At 44.8% G+C, this 19,902-nt stretch carries 17 protein-coding genes; 4 read left to right on the top strand and 13 right to left on the bottom strand.

Annotation, left to right across the window (positions count from 1 at the left end; all coding sequences use genetic code 11):
* Window positions 1-103: 103 nt before the first annotated feature.
* Genes bioD through bioB form a run of 4 tightly spaced genes read right to left on the bottom strand, consistent with a single transcriptional unit; the run spans window position 104 to window position 3,838 of the window.
* A complete protein-coding gene (gene bioD, locus AB6E54_RS01335) occupies window positions 104-787 on the bottom strand; it encodes a dethiobiotin synthase (protein ID WP_372106193.1) in 684 nt (227 codons plus the stop codon).
* On the bottom strand, window positions 784-1,587 hold the full coding sequence (gene bioC / locus AB6E54_RS01330; RefSeq protein WP_017060254.1) for a malonyl-ACP O-methyltransferase BioC: 804 nt from the start codon (window positions 1,585-1,587) through the stop codon (window positions 784-786). Before bioC ends, bioD begins: the two co-directional genes overlap by 4 nt.
* Entirely contained in the window at window positions 1,588-2,799 is a 1,212-nt protein-coding gene (gene bioF, locus AB6E54_RS01325) for an 8-amino-7-oxononanoate synthase (protein ID WP_017060253.1), read from the bottom strand.
* Complete coding sequence (gene bioB, locus AB6E54_RS01320) at window positions 2,786-3,838, bottom strand: biotin synthase BioB (RefSeq protein ID WP_016792500.1); 1,053 nt, start codon at window positions 3,836-3,838, stop codon at window positions 2,786-2,788. Before bioB ends, bioF begins: the two co-directional genes overlap by 14 nt.
* A 159-nt stretch (window positions 3,839-3,997) precedes the next feature.
* Here bioB and bioA point away from each other — a divergent pair, with 159 nt between their 5' ends.
* Complete coding sequence (gene bioA / locus AB6E54_RS01315) at window positions 3,998-5,275, top strand: adenosylmethionine--8-amino-7-oxononanoate transaminase (protein ID WP_372058558.1); 1,278 nt, start codon at window positions 3,998-4,000, stop codon at window positions 5,273-5,275.
* Between the two features lie 124 nt (window positions 5,276-5,399).
* Here bioA and AB6E54_RS01310 read toward each other — a convergent pair whose 3' ends face one another.
* The 6 genes from AB6E54_RS01310 to lrp form a co-directional block, all read right to left on the bottom strand.
* The gene (locus AB6E54_RS01310; RefSeq protein ID WP_017060251.1) at window positions 5,400-5,666 is read right to left on the bottom strand and encodes a DksA/TraR family C4-type zinc finger protein; all 267 of its coding nucleotides are present in this window, start codon (window positions 5,664-5,666) and stop codon (window positions 5,400-5,402) included.
* Between the two features lie 221 nt (window positions 5,667-5,887).
* On the bottom strand, window positions 5,888-7,195 hold the full coding sequence (gene serS / locus AB6E54_RS01305) for a serine--tRNA ligase (protein ID WP_017060250.1): 1,308 nt from the start codon (window positions 7,193-7,195) through the stop codon (window positions 5,888-5,890).
* A gap of 142 nt (window positions 7,196-7,337) precedes the next feature.
* Window positions 7,338-8,693 (bottom strand): replication-associated recombination protein A, encoded by a 1,356-nt coding sequence (locus AB6E54_RS01300; protein WP_017060249.1) that lies wholly within the window; start codon window positions 8,691-8,693, stop codon window positions 7,338-7,340.
* Between the two features lie 64 nt (window positions 8,694-8,757).
* Complete coding sequence (lolA, locus tag AB6E54_RS01295) at window positions 8,758-9,354, bottom strand: outer membrane lipoprotein chaperone LolA (RefSeq protein WP_017060248.1); 597 nt, start codon at window positions 9,352-9,354, stop codon at window positions 8,758-8,760.
* 75 nt (window positions 9,355-9,429) lie between these two features.
* Window positions 9,430-12,612, bottom strand: a complete 3,183-nt coding sequence (locus AB6E54_RS01290) for a DNA translocase FtsK 4TM domain-containing protein (protein WP_372106192.1) — start codon at window positions 12,610-12,612, stop codon at window positions 9,430-9,432.
* A 163-nt stretch (window positions 12,613-12,775) separates the two neighbouring features.
* A complete protein-coding gene (lrp, locus tag AB6E54_RS01285; protein WP_004734558.1) occupies window positions 12,776-13,270 on the bottom strand; it encodes a leucine-responsive transcriptional regulator Lrp in 495 nt (164 codons plus the stop codon).
* 156 nt (window positions 13,271-13,426) lie between these two features.
* Here lrp and ald point away from each other — a divergent pair, with 156 nt between their 5' ends.
* Window positions 13,427-14,551, top strand: a complete 1,125-nt coding sequence (gene ald / locus AB6E54_RS01280) for an alanine dehydrogenase (RefSeq protein WP_102332952.1) — start codon at window positions 13,427-13,429, stop codon at window positions 14,549-14,551.
* A gap of 155 nt (window positions 14,552-14,706) precedes the next feature.
* On the opposite strand, the gene AB6E54_RS01275 is transcribed toward ald, so the two are convergent.
* Together AB6E54_RS01275 and cysB are read right to left on the bottom strand one after the other, a co-directional pair.
* A complete protein-coding gene (locus tag AB6E54_RS01275) occupies window positions 14,707-15,909 on the bottom strand; it encodes a methyltransferase (RefSeq protein ID WP_102332953.1) in 1,203 nt (400 codons plus the stop codon).
* A 140-nt stretch (window positions 15,910-16,049) separates the two neighbouring features.
* Window positions 16,050-17,024, bottom strand: a complete 975-nt coding sequence (gene cysB, locus AB6E54_RS01270) for an HTH-type transcriptional regulator CysB (RefSeq protein ID WP_017060244.1) — start codon at window positions 17,022-17,024, stop codon at window positions 16,050-16,052.
* A gap of 322 nt (window positions 17,025-17,346) precedes the next feature.
* Between cysB and AB6E54_RS01265 the strand changes: the two genes are divergently transcribed.
* Window positions 17,347-18,111: a DNA repair protein gene (locus tag AB6E54_RS01265; RefSeq protein WP_102332954.1), complete on the top strand. Its 765-nt coding sequence runs from the start codon at window positions 17,347-17,349 to the stop codon at window positions 18,109-18,111.
* A 143-nt stretch (window positions 18,112-18,254) separates the two neighbouring features.
* Window positions 18,255-19,010 (top strand): tRNA isopentenyl-2-thiomethyl-A-37 hydroxylase MiaE, encoded by a 756-nt coding sequence (gene miaE, locus AB6E54_RS01260; protein WP_017060242.1) that lies wholly within the window; start codon window positions 18,255-18,257, stop codon window positions 19,008-19,010.
* 104 nt (window positions 19,011-19,114) lie between these two features.
* Here miaE and pyrF read toward each other — a convergent pair whose 3' ends face one another.
* Window positions 19,115-19,810 carry an orotidine-5'-phosphate decarboxylase gene (gene pyrF / locus AB6E54_RS01255; protein ID WP_017060241.1) on the bottom strand — a complete coding sequence of 232 codons (696 nt, stop codon included), beginning with the start codon at window positions 19,808-19,810 and terminating at the stop codon, window positions 19,115-19,117.
* Window positions 19,811-19,902 lie beyond the last annotated feature (92 nt).

The raw sequence follows: 19,902 nt of genomic DNA, 5'->3' as shown, positions 1-19,902 counted from the left end.
TTTATTAAAAGACCGGTTGTTTATCAACTCAAGGTCTAAAGGCTTAAAATAGCAAAAGGGCTGCAATCGCAGCCCTTTTCTTATTTAGTACATAACGTGGTAATTAAAGCGCAAGCAAAGGCTGCACATCAATGTACTTACCAATGTTTTTAGACTTCGCTTTTGGGACGTAAGGGATTTCACCTAACTTAGGTGCACCTAACTTATCTTCAAGCATCGCAATAATATCTGCGTAGTGCTCAGTACCTGGATTGATACGGTTTGCGACCCAACCTACTAGGTTTAGGCCATCAGCACGAATCGCTTCTGCCGTTAATAGAGCGTGGCTCAAACAACCAAGTTTAATACCCACAGTCAGTACCACTGGCAGTTGCTCTTTTTTAACCCAGCTAGAAAGATATTCATCGTCTGAAACCGGGACTCGCCAACCACCAGCACCTTCAACTAACACGATGTCAGAGTTTTTCTTATGCTCTTCTAGCTTCGCTGATAATACCGCCTCATCAATTACAACACCATCATGCTTAGCAGCGATGTGAGGCGATGATGGTAGCAACAACGCGTATGGATTGACGTCTTCGTAAGCAATATCTTGCGTCGCCGCTTCTTGAAGATGCAGTGCATCACTATTACGTAGTCCTTCAGGGAATTTTTCACTCCCTGCAGCAACTGGCTTGTAACCAATTGTTGATAAATCTTGTGCGGCCAAAGCTTGAAGAATCGCTTTTGAAACCACAGTTTTTCCCACTTCGGTATCCGTACCTGCAATGAATAATGCATCAATCATAATTGAATAACCCCTAAACAAACTTGATATGTTGCTGGTAAGAAACCTTGATGGTTCTTAAACTCTCGATATTCCCGATCAACAAGCTGCAACATGCGACGACTTGTTAAACCTTGTGAGCGACCACTTACGTGATTAGCGCCGATACCTTTAAGGTCGCGCATCAGTTCAAACGCAGTGTCGTACCAAACGGTGATGGTGGGCAAGTCTAGTTGATGAACGGTACAGCTAGATTGCGCTAACGCAATTTTTACCTTATTGATTGTAATAAAATGGTTAACGTGTTGATGTGCGTCAATTTTGGACCACGACTTTTTCAGTTCAAACAGCGACCCATCAAGCAAAGTTGAGAAAATAACACGCCCACCAGCCGCTGTAACACGCTTCATCTCTCTCAAAGGCGACGACAAATCGTCACACCATTGCAACGCAAGGCTAGAGAAAACGATGTCAAAGCACCCATCTTCAAACGGCAATTGTTCGGCATCGGCTTGTTGATATAAAGATACAGATGCACCACACCGCTTCTCTGCTGTTGCTAGCATTCCAACAGAAAGATCAGCGCAAACCACTTCGGCGCCTCGTTTTACAAGTTGCTCGGAGAAATAGCCAGTACCACAACCTAGATCCAGCACCTTAAAGCCTGACAGATCGCTGGGTAATTTATCCAGTAATCGGTGGCCAACATCGCGTTGAAATTCAGCGTGTTTGTCATAGGTTGTTGCCGCTTTACCAAAGGCTTCGGCAATCGCACTCTTATCTTGGCCAACGTAATTATGCACTACTGCTTCTTGTGACATTTACTGAGCCTCTTTATTTGATTCAAAGCTTGGATGGATACCCGGTTCAGTGCTTAAGTCGATGTTTCGTTCAATGGCTTGATGCAACGACCTGGTTAACTGGAGAATCTGTTTTGGGCTATGGTTAGCTGTTAACGTGATTCGTAATCGAGCAGTTCCAGCAGGTATGGCTGGCGGCCTTATTGCGGTCACCCAAACTTGGTTTTGCTTTAACTCTTCAGCTATTGATAATGCCGCTTGTGCTTCACCTATCACAAATGGCTTAATCGGAGTCTGAGTATCCACAAAGCCTTTCAAGCCGCTCACCTGCTCTGCATAGAGAGACCCTAACTCAGTCAGCTTTTCTCGGCGCCACTCTTGAGTTTGAGTCATCTTACAGGCATGAGATAAAGCCACCGCTTGTGAAGGTGGCATCGCCGTCGAGTACACATGATGACGAGCAAACTGAGTTAAGTAATCACCCACTTCTGACGAACAAAGAATCGCAGCACCAGAAACGCCAAATGCTTTGCCAAAGGTCACCACCAAAATATCGGGGGAGATTTGTGCTGCACTGCAACTCCCAGCTCCTTTATCACCTAATACACCGATACCGTGGGCATCATCAACCGCCAACCAACTGTCGTATTGATGAGTCAGGTTAGATATCTGGCTGAGAGGCGCTTGATCGCCGTCCATGCTGAATACGCCCTCAGTGACGACCAAGGATTGTAGAGATCGGCTTAATAGAGACTCTAGATGCTGCGTGTCGTTGTGTTTAAAGCGTTTCATGGTTGCATGAGAAAGCATCCCCGCTTCCATCAAAGAGGCGTGATTAAGCTTGTCTTGTAGCAGAGAGTCGTCTTTTTCGAGCAGAGAAAACAACAAGGCTTGGTTCGCACTGAAACCAGAACTAAAGAGAATCGCACGTTCAAAGCCCAACCATTCACACAGCTGAGCTTCTAAATTTCTATGAGCAGGACTAAAACCCGTGACCAATGGCGATGCCGCACTGCCAGCACCATAAAGGGAAAGCCCCGCTTGCCACGCCTCTACCAATTCAGGGTCGTTCGCCAAGCCTAGGTAATCATTACTCGAAAAATTAATAAAGCGAGAACCTTCGCAATTAAGCAAAGGACCATTACTGTTTTCGAGCACTTTAAGTTGACGAGTTAGCCCCTGCTCACGGCGTTGAACAAGGGCATCTTTGATACGGGATTTAAACAGTGGCATCGTAGAACATGTCATCTTTCGTTGGACGAGCAGCAACGCGCTCCACTACTTGATCTAACAGTTCGTTTTCTTGAATTTCATCAGGCTTCTGAGCCACTTGTTGGCTGTTGATGCCTAACTTCTTAAACAGCTGCATGTCCGTGTCTTCATCTGGGTTTGGCGTAGTCAGTAGCTTACAACCGTAGAAGATAGAGTTCGCGCCAGCCATGAAGCACATCGCCTGCATCTGTTCATTCATATTCTCGCGACCTGCAGATAGACGAACCGCTGACATTGGCATCATGATACGAGCAATCGCAATCAACTTAATGAAGTCAAAAGATTCAACATCATCGACGTTTTCCATCGGTGTGCCTTTCACTTTCACGAGCATGTTGATTGGCACACTCTCAGGGTGTACCGGAAGGTTCGCTAGCTCTACCAGCAGGCCTGCACGGTCATTGGTACTTTCGCCCATACCAATAATGCCACCAGAACAGATCTTCATACCGGCATCACGTACGTGAGATAGCGTATCTAAACGATCTTGGTAAGTACGAGTGGTGATGATGCTGCCGTAAAACTCGGGAGACGTATCAAGGTTATGGTTGTAGTAATCCAAGCCTGCATCCGCTAACTCGCCAGCTTGATCAGGGGTTAACATGCCTAGTGTCATACAGGTTTCTAGACCCATACCTTTCACACCTTTGATCATATCAGTCAAGTGAGGCATATCGCGTTCTTTCGGGTTTTTCCACGCCGCGCCCATACAGAAACGAGTCGAGCCCGCGTTCTTGGCTTTTTGCGCCGCATCCAAAACACGCTCTACTTCCATTAGGCGTTCTTTGTCGACATCCGTTCGGTAGTGAGCACTTTGAGGACAATACTTACAGTCTTCAGGACAAGCACCAGTCTTAATCGATAGAAGCGTACTCACCTGCACGTGGTTGTGCTCTTGGTACTGTCTATGAACCACTTGAGCTTCAAACATTAAATCCATAAACGGTTTTTCAAGCAGTGCTGTTACTTCAGCAACTGTCCAGTCATGACGAACTTCCACGTGTCGATCCTTTTTTATTATTTGATGTTTCATCTCTATCAATAGAGATTGCATTTATGCTTGGCTAGTCTACCGACAAGCTTTAGACTGTCAACACATTGATAATATCAAAAGTTTACATATGGTTATTTTTTAACCGCACCAAGGATGGAAGTTACTATGGATCTCGCCTTTGATCGCCAGCATATCTGGCATCCCTACACATCAACGTTAACACCTCTGACCTGCTATCCAGTCACCAACGCAGACGGTGTTCACCTAGAATTAGAAGGCGGAAAACGAATTATTGATGGTATGTCATCTTGGTGGTCAACCATCCACGGCTACAATCATCCAGAGCTAAACGCTGCAGCTCATAGTCAAATCGATAAGGTTTCACACGTTATGTTTGGTGGCATCACCCACCAGCCCGCTATCGATCTATGTAAGAAGCTTTTGAATCTCGCGCCAAGTAATCTTGAGCATGTATTTTTGGCCGATTCAGGTTCAGTTGCCGTAGAAGTTAGCCTAAAAATGGCACTGCAATATTGGCACGCTAAAGGACAACCTCGTTCAAAGTTCCTCACACTAAGAGATGGCTACCACGGTGATACCTTTGCGGCGATGTCAGTGACCGACCCTGACAACTCGATGCACAGCCTCTACAAAGGCTTTTTACCGGAACATATTTTCGCTGATTCACCAAAAACAGGCTTTTGGGATGAGTGGAATTCAAGTGACATCGATAGTTTTAAAGAAAAGCTGGCAGCACACCATCAAGAAGTCGCAGCGGTGATCTTAGAGCCAATCGTTCAAGGGGCTGGTGGCATGCGCATCTACCACCCTGAGTTCCTAAAACAAGTTCGCTTACTGTGTGATGAATTCAACGTATTGCTGATCTTGGATGAGATTGCGACCGGGTTTGGCCGTACAGGGAAACTATTCGCTTGTGAGCATGCCGATGTTCAACCGGACATCTTATGCGTAGGCAAGGCTTTAACTGGTGGCTATATGACATTGTCAGCGACGCTTGCGAGTAAGGAAGTTGCTGACACGGTATGTGGCGGTGAAGCAGGCTGCTTTATGCATGGGCCAACCTTTATGGGCAACCCATTGGCTTGCGCAGTCGGTGCGGCAAGTTTATCCATCATCGAGCAAGGTCATTGGAAAAATCAAACTCAACAGATCGAACAGCTTTTCTCTGAGTTGCTACCACCATTGCGAGAGCATGATCTTGTCAAAGACGTTCGCTGGTTGGGCGCGATTGGCGTCGTTGAAACCCACACACCTGTCGATATGGAAACCATCCAAGCTCACTTTGTAGAGCAAGGCGTTTGGATCCGTCCGTTTGGTAAGCTAATTTATATGATGCCTCCGTTTATTATCAAACCACAACATATTGAGCAATTGGTCGCTGCTATCGACACTGCATTACAAAATACTCATTGCTTTAAATAAGGCGTTTATTGCTCTAAACAAGAGCGACGATTATTTCTATATATCTTCATTAATAAATCATTTAATTAAACTAAAAGGCCTTACATAAAAGTAAGGCCTTAACTGCTTGAAGGTAACCGTCAGTTTAACGTAATTGGCTATCTTTACTTGCTCGACGGTTAAACAATGAATGTCGATGTGCGTCATGCTCTAATATTGACTGACATTCTATACACAAACGAACGCCTTTGATCGCGCGTCGTCTTTGTTCCGGAATCTCATCACCACACTCATCACAATAACGCAAACCCTCACCACCTCGAAGGTTTCCTCTTACACGAGAGATCTCATCATCAATGGTATTTTGTATTTGCTGGCTGACACTATCGTCACCAGCCCATCCTACGGCCATAAGCCCTCCTCAGTATTTGAACGAGAAAATCTATACCTACCGCGGTAAGAGCATATTATAGCCACATTTAAGGATTGTAATAATTATCAAAATCAATAAAACACTATTACACATAGGTAACAAAAATTATTTATTTCTCGCCACTGCACTATTCTATAGGCAATAAAAAACCCAGCCTGTTGGCTGGGTTTTATAAGTAACCTAATGCTTAATCAATCTAATTAACCGATGTGCGTTACGCCGCCCATGTATGGTTGAAGTACTTCTGGGATAGCAATACGGCCATCTGCTTCTTGGTTGTTCTCAAGGATAGCAACCATAGTACGACCAACAGCAAGACCAGAACCGTTTAGTGTGTGTACAAGTTCAGGTTTTTTCTCGCCTTTACGACGGAAACGAGCTTGCATACGACGCGCTTGGAAATCCCACATGTTTGAACAAGAAGAAATCTCACGGTAAGTCTCTTGTGCTGGAACCCATACTTCTAAGTCGTAAGTTTTCGCAGAACCGAAGCCCATGTCACCTGTACATAGAATCACTTTACGGTAAGGAAGCTCTAGAAGTTGAAGTACTTTCTCAGCGTGGCCAGTTAGCTCTTCAAGCGCTGCCATTGAGTCTTCTGGCTTAGTGATTTGTACTAATTCAACTTTATCGAATTGGTGCATACGGATAAGACCACGAGTGTCACGACCGTAAGAACCCGCTTCAGAACGGAAACACGGCGTGTGGGCTGTCATCTTAAGTGGCAGTTCAGCTTCATCAGTGATCGTGTCACGAACCATGTTCGTTACCGGTACTTCCGCAGTAGGGATAAGCGATAAAGTCTTAAGAGGTACGTCACTTACTTGCTCAGTTAGCGGGCTTGTGTGGAACAAGTCTTCGCCGAACTTAGGAAGTTGACCAGTACCGTAAAGGCTATCGTGGTTCACTAGATACGGTACGTACATTTCTGTGTAGCCGTGCTCATCAGTGTGAAGGTCCAGCATGAACTGAGCAATAGCACGGTGTAGACGTGCAAATTTGCCTTTCATCACGATGAAACGAGAACCCGAGATTTTAACTGCGCTAGCAAAATCAAGACCGCCAGACATTTCGCCAAGATCGACGTGATCTTTCACTTCAAAGTCGTAAGTCTTAGGTTGACCCCAACGAGAAACTTCTACGTTATCGTCTTCATCTTTACCATCTGGCACTTCTGCATCAGGTAGGTTAGGAATAGACATTGTGATCGTTTCTAGCTCAGATTGAAGATCAGCCAATGCTACTTTAGCTTGGTCTAGTTCTGCGCCTAAGTTGCCTACTTCTGCAAGGATACGCTCAGCTTCTTCATGGTCGCCTTTTGCTTTCGCTTGACCAATGGACTTCGATCGAGAGTTACGTAACGCTTGTAGCTCTTCAGTTTTCATCTGAAGGGACTTACGTTTTTCTTCAAGTTCACGAATTGTCTCTACATCAAGGGTGAAGCCTCGACGTGCTAATTTTGCCGCTGTTTCATCCAGCTCAGCTCGAAGTAATTTAGAATCCAGCATTGCTAATCCTATGCTTTAGTTATTTGAATATTCAGTAGCTTGCTACTGAATCACTGCTAAACCCCTAAAACTGGTGTTATTTCGACCAATTTATAACGATTTAATTGAAATTTTATGACTAGGTAACGATATCCAAAAAAGACTACTTTTCATAGCGTTTTTGTGGGCTTTTTGCGTCCAAATCCGCCAGATAATCTAGCTTCTCGCCAATTTTGGTCTCTAAGCCTCGTTTTGTTGGGAAATAGTATTGCTTCTCTCCCATTTCAGGAGGCAGATACTTTTCACCAGCGGCGTAGGCTCCTGGTTCGTCATGAGCATAACGGTATTCTTGCCCGTAGCCCATGTCCTTCATCAAAGTTGTCGGTGCATTTCGCAAATGATGCGGCACTTCATATTCAGGAAGATTGTGAGCATCTGTTAACGCTTGCTTCCACGCGGTGTAAACGGCGTTACTCTTTGGTGCACATGCGAGATAAACAACCGCCTGCGCAATCGCACGCTCCCCTTCAGCAGGGCCAATGCGCGTGAAGCAATCCCAAGCCGACATCGCTACCTGCATGGCGCGAGGATCAGCGTTACCGATATCTTCAGAAGCAATCGCCAGCAAGCGTCTAACGATATACAAAGGATCACACCCCGCAGCAATCATTCGTGCTGACCAGTACAAGGCCGCATCAGGGTTTGAGCCACGAATTGACTTATGAACCGCGGAGATTAGGTCGTACCAAATATCACCCTTGTTATCGAAACGAGCGACTTTCTCACCAGCCACTTCAGCCAACAACTGCAAGGTTATCGCTTTCTCGCCTTTATCGTTGTCTTCTGCCATGTCATACAGCAGTTCAAGGTAGTTAAGCGACATACGCGCGTCGCCGTTAACCAGTTCTGCAAGGCGATCTAAAACATTATCAGCAAAATCAACAGGCACATCACCTAACCCACGTTGCTTATCTTCAATCGCTTGGCGAATGACAAGAGAAATATCATCTGTGTTCAGGGACGTCAGTTTGTAGACACGCGCACGTGACAACAAAGCGTTGTTCAGTTCAAAAGATGGGTTTTCTGTCGTCGCACCAATAAAGGTCACGGTGCCATCTTCGATATGAGGCAGAAAAGCATCTTGCTGACTTTTGTTAAAGCGATGGACTTCGTCCACAAACAGGATGGTTCTGCGCCCTGCTTGCTTGTTCTCGCGCGCTTTTTCAATTGCAATACGAATGTCTTTTACGCCCGAGGTTACCGCCGATACGCGTTCCACTTCAGCATTCGCATAGTTTGCTGCAACTTCGGCTAACGTCGTTTTACCGGTGCCCGGAGGCCCCCACAAAATCATCGAGTGGATATGGCCCGCTTCCAACGCTCTGCGAAGTGGTTTACCTGGGCCTAATATATGCTGCTGACCGATGTACTGTTCGACAGTTTCCGGTCTCATACGAGCAGCAAGGGGACGAAAATCTTCGTCCCCCGCAAAATCTAAGCTGTAATTACTCAATTGCAATCTCTTGATTCGTTGATGGCATTAATGCCTATCGACGTACTACCAAACGATCTGCTTGTTTAGATCAGTTTCTTTGGTCGTCGACCTCGACACCTTCCGGTGCCACAAAAGTAAAGCGGTCTGCTGCAGGTTTACCCAAATCAACATTGCTAAAGGTAAACTCACCTTTTTGACCGTCTTGTTCAATCACATTAAAGCCCTGAACAATGCCCTTTTCGGTGATATTAATCTGGAAGTCACCCTGATTAGAATCGACAGCAGTTGGCGTTAGCGTGAATTGGTTACCCGTTTGCGCCACATTATAATTATCCCAATCACTTTCTTGGTTACGTGTAAGCAGGACAAAAGGTGTCTGTGATGTCGCTTGCTCTTGCCAATAAATGCTCACTTGCTCAATGAACGGGCTGTAGTACCACAAGCTTTGGCCATCAGATACCAACAAGTTTTCATCAGGGAACGTGGTCTCCCAGCGGAACAGGCTTGGGCGTGCAATCTCTACCGTGCCCTCACCTTCCATAACAACATCACCATCAGGGCTGGTCACGACTTGTTTAAAGTCAGCGCTGAAGCCTGCGTTTAATGCCAAGCGGCTACTCAACTCTTCTTTCGGAGAAGCAAACACTGAGAAGCTCATAAATAAAAGTGCGAATACTTTTTTCATCAATAATCCTGTTAGAACATAAGTCGGTCATATTTTCGATTTGACCGACTGAATAGTTATGAGTTCCTACCGGAACTAATCTTTTGGTGGCGCTGGTGCTAAGACTTCTCGGTTACCGTTATGACCTGGAGCACTTACGATACCTTGAGCTTCAAGTTGCTCGACAATACGTGCAGCACGGTTGTAGCCAATCTTGAATCGACGCTGTACGCCTGAAACTGAGCCACGACGTGAATGAACAACGTGTTCTACCACTTGATCAAACAGAGGATCGACCTCTTCATCACCTTCCATCTTCTCACCCGGAAGCAAGGTTTCTGGGGTTTGTTCGCCGTTGGTGATTTCATCAATATAGTTTGGCTTACCACGCGCTTTCCAGTTATTCACGACTGCGTGTACATCGTCATCAGATGCAAAGGCACCGTGAACACGAGTTGTATGGCTAGAACCAGGAGGCAAGTAAAGCATATCACCCATGCCCAATAGTGATTCCGCACCACCTTGGTCAAGGATAGTTCGTGAATCCGTTTTAGTTGATACCGTAAAGGCCACACGGGTTGGAATGTTCGCTTTAATAAGACCAGTAATAACATCCACTGATGGACGTTGCGTCGCTAGAATCAAGTGAACACCCGCCGCACGTGCTTTTTGTGCCAAACGTGCAATCAGTTCTTCAACCTTCTTACCAACCACCATGATTAGGTCGGCAAATTCATCAACGATAACCACAATGTAAGGCAGTTTCTCAAGCAATGGCGCTTCTGGGTCCATGCTGTCGCCCGGCTTCCACAGTGGATCGTGAATTGGGTGACCCGCTTCCGCTGCCATCTTAAGCTTATCGTTGTAACCTTTAATGTTACGAACGCCTAATGCTGACATCAGCTTATAACGTCGTTCCATCTCGCCAACACACCAACGAAGGGCGTTCGACGCATCTTTCATGTCGGTTACCACTTCAGACAATAGATGAGGAATACCCTCATAAACCGATAGCTCAAGCATTTTCGGGTCGATCATGATGAAGCGAACATCTTCCGGTGATGCTTTGTAAAGCATACTCAGAATCATTACGTTCACACCTACCGACTTACCAGAACCGGTTGTACCTGCAACCAGAACGTGAGGCATTTTCGATAGATCAGCAATAACGGCTTCACCAGCGATGTCTTGTCCTAGAACCACTGTCGTTGGCGATTTCGCTTCTTGGAACTGAGGGCTAGCAACCACGTCTGAGAAGAATACCGTTTGGCGACTCATATTCGGCAGTTCTAAGCCAACATAAGGTTTACCCGGAATCACTTCTACGACACGTACTGCCAATGCAGAGAGCGAACGCGCTAAGTCCATAGAAAGGCCAGAAATACGGCTTACTTTCACGCCCGGAGCCAGATCGAGTTCAAATCGAGTGATTACTGGGCCAGGGAAAATATCAACCACATCGGCTTTGATCTTGTAGTCCGCTAGCTTAGATTCAACAAGACGAGCAATTGCCTCTAGCGCATCACGGTCAATAAAGGTTTCACGCTTTTCAGGGTGGAATAACAATTCAAGCGTGGGTAATGGCTCAGCAGGCTTAGGTAAATTAACGTCTTGTTGAACCAAGAACGGGTTCTGCGCCGCTGCCATATTCGCTTGTGCTTCAGAAACAATGCTTTGGAATGCGGCGACATCTTGATCTTGATCTTGATCTTGATGCGCAGGTTCTTCTTCCGTTACTTCTTCCCAAGGAAGATCAACAGTTGGCTCTAGGTTTTGTGCTGTTGGCTGTTCAGGTTCTGAATGTTCTTCTTGATAAGGGAAAGGTTCAAACTGTTCTTCGATTAATGCTGCGTCAGCTAATTCAGCTTCAGCCTGTTCTGATTCAAGCTCTGAGCCCTGTTGGTAGCTTTGCTCTTCCGTAACATCAAACGGTGAAGGTTGTGCAGAGAAATCGTCTTCCACGGTTGCTTCTGGCTCGCCCATAGGTGAAGCGTATAAAGATTCAGGTTGAACATCTTCAGAACCAAATTCGCCATTTACTTGTGGTGAGCTATCTAATTCTGGTTCAGCACTTCTAAGGTCAGCATGAGCAGGGCCAACTTCTGGTTGTTCGTTCTGCATGTATTGTTGGTAAGCAACCTGAGAATCATGCGCGTCAACCTGATCTTGTTCTGCTAGGTCATCTTCATACATGGCCGCATTTTCTAGCTGCTCTATCGTTGCATTCAACTGTTTAGAGCGCTCAATACCTTCTTCTAGCGGTTCTTCTGGCGCTTGGTAAACAGCTGCTGCAGGGATCGTTTGCTCTGACTCAATTACCGCTTGAGGCTGAACCTGAGGTTCTTCATGAACAGGAGCTTCTTGTTTCGCAGGAGCATCGACAGGCATATGAATATTGTAATGACGCTTCGGCGATGCAGCATTGTCTCGCGCATTTGTCGCCACGTCTGCCGACTCATTGGTCGCAGAAAAACTCATCGCAGGATCTAGCGGATCATGCTCTGTTGATTCTTTGTTGCCTTCTATAGCAGGAACATCGCGGTAAGTTGGCGCTTGATGCTGCTGATGACGTTCTTCGATTAAATCGCGGTCTGCTGATTCTCTTAATTGAGGCTCAAGCAGCTCTTGGTCTTGGCCACGAGCCTTATTAACAGTAGACGTGAAGAATTTGATGGCACATTCACCCAACCATTCCACAATGCTTAGCCAAGAGATACCGGTTAATAGAGTGAAACCAGCACCCCATAAGAAAAGAAGAACCAGCGTACTACCAAGAACATTCAACGTTGGAAGTGCAAGGCTTGTTAAAACGTCACCTACCACGCCACCGGATGAAAAGTACCAGATGTCGTCAAAGTTGATATCCGCTAAACCACAACTCGTAAGAATTAGGATAGTCAGGCCAAGTAAGCGAGTGCCCCACAGCATGAAGTCGATCTGCTCGTCTTCATTACGTTTGCGGAATAAAACCCACGCAGCAACCGTCACTAAGATAGGCAGAGGGTAAGCCAAAGAGCCAAATACGAAGAAAAGCGTATCCGCCAACCAAGCACCTAGGTAGCCACCCGCATTTTGAATGTCACCACCCCACGCCGTTTGCGACCATGATGGGTCTGCAGGACTAAAAGTTAATAACGCAACGGCAAGTAGAATAGAGAAGAGAACACCGAGAATCAGACTGCACTCTTTGAGACGTTGAGAACCACTCAAACGAGGAGACTGAGGCTCTTCACTCGTTTTAATGATTGTTTCTACTTTATTACTGCTCTGCTTGAACATAAACCAACTTAATAATTAAACGGGATAAAAACATCTCGAGCGGCCAAAGCCGCTCGTTTCAATGAAACTACTGTTGATTTAACCATATCAAACAGAAAAACCCAATTCCAGAAAGCAAGAAAGCGGAACAAATGTCCGCTTTCTTTCATTTCACCAATTGTGACTAACGAGTTTTAATCACAAGTTGATTGGTTTGTTTCACTTCTTCCATTACTACGTAAGTTCGAGTGTCGTTTACGCCCGGTAGACGAAGTAACGTATCACCCAGTAGCTTACGGTAAGCACCCATATCAGATACACGTGTTTTTAGAAGATAGTCAAAATCACCCGACACTAAATGACACTCTTGGATGTCATCCAGTTTCTGCACAGCGGTGTTGAATTGTTCGAACACATCTGGCGCACCACGGTTCAATGTAATTTCAACAAACACTAAAAGTGAAGCATCAAGGTACTGTGGGTTCAGCAACGCTGTGTACCCAGTAATGTAACCTTGACGTTCTAAACGACGAACACGTTCAAGACATGGAGTTGGAGAAAGTCCTACTCGTTTTGAGAGTTCAACGTTTGAGATACGACCGTCTTTTTGCAACTCATTAAGAATGTTGCGGTCAATACGATCTAGTTCCTTGGACGGCTTCTTATAATTGTCTGCCATTTTTTATTCCACCTTATTACTTCCTTGCAAAAAAATATACTACAACTTTTTAATATTCAGTATCAAATTTTATCTAAACCTATCTATACTAGATATTAATTCGACAGAATTACCCTACACATAGATAAAACAACCAAAATAAAATGAGGAGTCAGGATGATCATTGGCGTACCTAAGGAAATCAAGAACCACGAATACCGCGTTGGTATGACCCCAGCTAGCGTGAGAGAACTAATCTCACACGGCCACCAAGTTTTTGTAGAAACCAATGCCGGTACTGGTATCGGTTTTTCAGACGATGATTACATCGCTGTAGGCGCATCCATTCTTCCTACTGCTGCTGACGTTTTCGCGAAAGCAGAGATGATTGTAAAGGTTAAAGAACCTCAAGCTGTCGAGCGAGCTATGCTTCGCGAAGGGCAAATATTATTTACCTATTTACACCTTGCACCAGATTTTCCACAAACTGAAGAGCTTATCAAGAGCAAAGCTGTCTGCGTAGCCTATGAGACTGTAACAGATAATATGGGTCGCTTGCCACTATTAGCACCAATGTCTGAAGTAGCTGGTCGTATGTCTATTCAAGCAGGTGCACAAACATTAGAGAAATCTAACGGTGGTTGTGGTCTTCTTCTTGGTGGCGTTCCAGGTGTTGAACCAGCAAAAGTTGTTGTTGTTGGTGGCGGTGTTGTAGGTGCTAACGCAGCACGTATGGCTGTAGGCCTTCGCGCTGATGTTACAATTCTTGACCGTAACGTAGATACACTGCGTCGACTTGATGAAGAATTCCAAGGTCGCGCAAAAGTGGTTTATTCTACTGAAGACGCCATTGAGAAGCATGTTCTAGAAGCAGACCTAGTAATTGGTGCAGTACTAATTCCTGGCGCAGCAGCTCCAAAATTGGTTACAAAAGAGCACATCGCTAAGATGAAGTCAGGTTCAGCAGTTGTTGATGTTGCAATCGACCAAGGCGGTTGTTTCGAGACTTCTCACGCAACCACTCACGCAGACCCAACTTACATTGTTGATGACGTAGTTCACTACTGTGTTGCAAACATGCCTGGCGCTGTTGCTCGTACTTCAACTTACGCACTAAACAATGCAACACTTCCTTACATTGTTAAGCTAGCGAACAAAGGCTACCGCGAAGCACTTCTATCTGATGAAGGCTTCCTAGAAGGTCTAAACGTTATTCACGGTAAAGTAACTTGTAAAGAAGTTGCAGAAAGCTTTGACCTTGAATACGTAGACCCAGCAGAAGCAATCGCAATGTTTAACTAATGATGTAATGACTAACTGAACGCAATAATCTTCTCGTTGAAGCGTTCAGTTAACTCATACACATTAAACAAAAAGCCAGTACGACATTATGTCGCGCTGGCTTTTTTGCATTAATGGATTTAGTTCGTAAAAACACGTAACAGTACGGTTTACCACTAGCGCTCGATTTTAACCCCATGAATCAATAGATTTCTTGGCGTAATACTGCGTTCACAGAACTCTTCAATCGTAGCTTCATAACCTTGCTCTTTCAGATAGATAGCGCGATCTAAAGCCAGCCATATCTCTAATGGTCGTCTAAAGACTTGTTGAACCAAACTCAGCTTTTCCATTTCCCAGAAAAGCGCTTCGCCTTGAATCAAATAAGAGTCAAAATCAATATCTGAGCCCAGCGATAGCTCTTTCACTTCAGATGCCCAACGGCAGAAAGATTCAAAACCCTCAGCTAACTCTGATTTTTTGATGCTCGGTACAGGAATGTATTCGTCAATGTTAAGTTCAGCCTTAAGCAACTGGCTGAAGCCTAGACGATAGCTCATCTCTAGTTGACGATGTCTTTTTACTCTTTCACCACCAGTAACGGTTTCTTGAAGCGGGATTCTCAAGTCGCTCTTACTTAACGTTAATGCTGAGCTTTTCGCGATAGAAGACATCGCTTGATAGTTTTCGTCTCGAATAAGATGATAACAACAAGGAGAAATAGTGACCGCTGGTAGCCCATGTGACACTGACTTTTTAACTAGCTCAACATGAAGATCACCACAAGCATGAAGGGCCACGGCATGTTGGTACGAATTAAACACGTCATCGGCCTTGTCTGAAAACGCATCTCCTTGAACAAAATCCATCGCTAACTTCTGGTCATCCGCAATCTTTTGTCCGCTTTCGCATAACGATTGCTGCCATTCAAAGCTAGTGACTTTTTGATCCGATTGCTGAGATAGGATTCGACCAAGAAAGCCTTTACCAGAACACCACTCGAGCCACTCTTTGCCATGGTGATGGCATAATGCAGCCTCGCCCATTGCGACAATTTGATGTAGCTTTCGGCCAGGAATACCATCAGCAGTACCACGTGGGAGGTCTAAACCAACCAAAGCAGTGTTATCGAACTGGATGTTTTGGGTAGCAGTTTCTAATTCAGGTAGGAAACGAGTCAGTTCCTCAATCAAAAGCTGAGGCTGCTCTTTTAAGGTTTGAATGCTTTCATTATCTAAGCTTTCTAACCAATCAACGAGTGGACGATTGACCTCTTTCCACGGCTGCTGTTGAGTTTGGCATAGGTGAAAAGGCTCTGAACGCCAGTAAATCTGGTGCTCTAGCAAAAATGAATCGAGTATTTTAAATCGTGAATGCATGCTTCCCCCTATGATGCGTGGATTGTAGGGGTAAGAGGTCGAAATGGAAAGGCTCGATAAAGAAAACGAAAACTAAAAGCCCAAAAGAAAAACGGCCTGCAAATACAGGCCGAATAAGAATCTAGATTTACACGACGAGATTAACGAACTGGCAGCTCGATATCTTTAAACATCTCTTCGATCTCTTCATTCGATTTCAAAGAAATAGCTTGCTCAACCACAGGGCGAGTTAAGTGCGGTGCAAAACGCTCCATGAAATCAAACATGTAAGAACGCAAGAAGGTGCCTTTTCTAAAACCAATGCTGGTTGTACTCGCACCAAATAGATGGCTCGCATCAATCGCAACCAAATCAGTATCTTGCTCGTGGTCAATAGCCATACTTGCAATTACACCAACACCAATGCCCATACGAACGTAGGTTTTGATTACGTCTGCATCGGTCGCAGTAAACACAACACGCGGTGTTAAACCTACTTTGTTAAACGCGGTATCAAGCTCAGAACGGCCAGTGAAACCAAATACATAAGTCACGAGAGAGTAAGCCGCAAGATCTTCGATCGTGATATTACGCTTCTGTGCCAGGGGATGATCTTTGGTCACGACGATCGAACGGTTCCAGTGGTAACAAGGCAGCATAATCGCATCTTGGTAAAGGTGTAGCGCTTCCGTTGCAATCGCAAAATTCGCTGTACCTTTAGCGACGGCTTCTGACATTTGGCTTGGCGTACCTTGGTGCATGTGAAGCGATACTTTTGGATAGCGCGCCGTGAAACCTTTAATCACATCAGGCAGTGCATAACGAGCTTGAGTATGAGTCGTTGAAATATTCAATGTACCCATCTCTGGATGTGTGTGTTCACCCGCTACCGCTTTAATGCTTTCAACGCGCGCCAAAATCTCTTGAGAGATACGAATGATATCCTCACCCGCTTGGGTAACCTGCGTTAGATGCTTGCCGCTACGCTCAAAAATCTGAATGCCTAGTTCGTCTTCAAGTAATCTAACTTGCTTACTAATGCCAGGCTGAGATGTGTACAAACTCTCTGCTGTAGCTGAAACATTTAGGTTATGGTTTACAACCTCAACAATGTACTTCAGTTGCTGTAACTTCATATCTAACCTCGTAATCCTTTACTCATTTCTGTGCTAACTTATTTGCAAAGAGAGCGTTATAGTCGCGTGTAATATAATTAATAGTTATAACGCTTCGAACACAAAAATGACAGGAAAATTGAGTTTTTCTAGCTTAACAAACAAAAACATCACTAACGCTTTGCAACCCAACCCTCATTCTCATACATTAGTTGGTAAGTTTTGATTGCCGATTTCGCTCAACAAGAGATAATCAGAAATTGCAATTTACGAGTGCCGATACACAATGGAATCGTGTATCCTCTCCAGTTAGCTATAGAAAATAATAAGCAGACTCAAATATATGAATATTGGTTTAATAATCGTCTTAGTAGCCGTTCTTTTGGTGTTAGTTTTAGGCTACAACATCATGCTTCAATATAAAGTTAAGGTAGAAACAGCGAAGAAACAGGAAGCTTCTCGTTATCTAACCATTATTGACGGTACAGAAGAACTGATTGGCAACGCTCATCACATGCCGTTTAGCCAAGATCTTCTTGTATGCTTAAACAATCGAATTCTTGATGCATTAGAAAACATGTATCAACTCGATCCAAAAAATAAGCAGCTTGACCAACGCATTGAAAGCGTAAAACAACAAATCACTCAGCTAAAAGAGAACTACAAAGGTGGCGAGAGTACCGCTTTCCGCGTACCAAGTAGTGACAAGCAAGCGATCATGATGCTTAAGTTAGTTAAACGCCTGCGTGATACGGTGCGCAACGAGCACAATAAAGGCCGTTTCGAGACTCAAGCTTATGTGGTTGAAAATGCTCGCCTAGAAACAATTCAAATCCGTATTAACATTGAAAATGTTATCAAACGTGCAAACGATTCGATTTCTCGCGGACAACCGGGAACAGCGATTCAGCTATTACGCAAAGGTATTGATGCTTTGGCGACTAAGAACGACTCGTACTCTAATCAAGCCAAAGAAAAGCTTCAACAGATGCTTAACGAGCTTGACCAGAAACGCCAAGACAAAAACGCTCAAGATTTGCAGCAGATGGAATCTAAAGAACGAGAAGACGATATGGATGCCCTCTTCGGTCAGAAGAAGAAATGGTAACAGTCTAACTCAACACTTAAAGGCCGCCTTATTTACATTAAATAGGCGGCCTTTTTTGTAGCTGTTGAATTTCCTTTCTCTGTATAGGGAGATCTCTTGAGCTGTGATAAAATCCCCGCATTATCAACAAACTTTCCCTGACCATGTATCAAGAATTACTCGCTCCAATCCACTCTTTTCTTAAAGCCGAAACGCCAGATTCATGGATAGATGAAGCCAAAAAGCCAGAAAATCTTCACATCATTCTACGCGATCACATGCTGTGTGAACTTAAGGCGGCACAGAGTGCTTTATTCCTTATTCGCAAGTACGCCGTCGATAAAGAAAGCGCGAAGCAACTGAATGAATGGATTTTGCCATACGAGCAATTTGCTTACCGTCGTATCGGAGACTTAGAGTCTCTGCGTGGTAAAAGCAACGTATCCAAGCAAATAACAGCGAAAGAAGGCTGTAATTACGGTGCTGACCTAATCGATAAGATGGTTTTACTGATCAAAGAAGAGCTGCATCACTTCTACCAAGTCATGGAGTTGATGGAGAAGAAAGGCGTGACTTACCAGCCAATCGAGGCGGGTCGTTACGCTAAGGGCTTGATCAAACAAGTTAAGACTTACGAGCCTGATGCTCTGGTTGATAAGCTTATCATCGGTGCGTTTATTGAAGCTCGCTCTTGTGAGCGCTTCGCTAAATTGGCTCCTTTCTTGGAAGAAGACATGGAGAAGTTTTACGTGTCTCTACTTCGTTCAGAAGCTCGCCACTACCAAGATTACCTTGAGCTAGCAGAACAGATCGCAGGGAAAGATATTTCAGAGCGTATTTCGCATTTTGCTCAAGTAGAAGCTGATCTTATCACTTCAGAAGACAGCGACTTCAAATTCCATAGTGGTGCTCCGGTTTAGGCTCCACACAGAACATTCAGTCCAGTTTAGACTAATCCAGACTAAAAAATTAAGGCCAGCAATTTGCTGGCCTTCTTTATTTATATCTCAATCCAAATATAGACTTAAGCAAGCGTACCGTTGATCTCTGCAAGTACAGCAGCAGGGTCTATCGCTTGCGTAATCGGACGACCAATAACAAGGTAGTCTGAACCTGATTCAATCGCTTTAGAAGGCGTCATGATGCGCTTCTGGTCACCAACATCTGCGCCGACAGGACGAATACCTGGAGTAACTAGCTTGAACTCTTGACCAAGTGCACCTTTAAGCAAAGAAGCCTCTTGTGCAGAACATACAACACCGTCTAAGCCAGAGTTTTTCGTTAGAGAAGCCAAGCGCATCACGTGTTGTTGTGGTTCAAGATCCAGACCGATACCCGCTAAGTCAGATTGCTCCATACTGGTGAGTACCGTTACACCGATTAACAGTGGACGATCTTTGCCATAAGGTTCTAAGATTTCGCGAGAAGCCGTCATCATACGCTCACCGCCACTTGCGTGTACGTTCACCATCCAAACACCCAGTTCAGCGGCAGCACGGACTGCTTTTGAACATGTGTTCGGGATGTCGTGGAATTTAAGGTCTAAAAATACTGAGAAACCACGCTTATGTAATTCACGAACAAATTCAGGGCCAAACAGGGTAAACATCTCTTTGCCCACTTTTAGGCGGCAAGATGCTGGGTCAATTCGATCGACAAAGGCTAACGCATCCGCTTGATTATCATAATCCAAGGCTACAATGATTTTTTGGTCGTTCATTTCATCTCCTAACGCAGTTAACTTTCTAAAAATTTCTAATCACCTAAGCAGGTGATAAATAACAGTCATAAAAATGCAGCCCGAAAGCTGCA

The sequence above is a fragment of the Vibrio sp. 10N.247.311.49 genome (assembly GCF_041467655.1).
GTDB lineage: Bacteria > Pseudomonadota > Gammaproteobacteria > Enterobacterales > Vibrionaceae > Vibrio > Vibrio crassostreae_C.
Note: the sequence above shows the minus strand (reverse complement) of the source record. Positions and strands in the feature narration are given on the sequence as shown.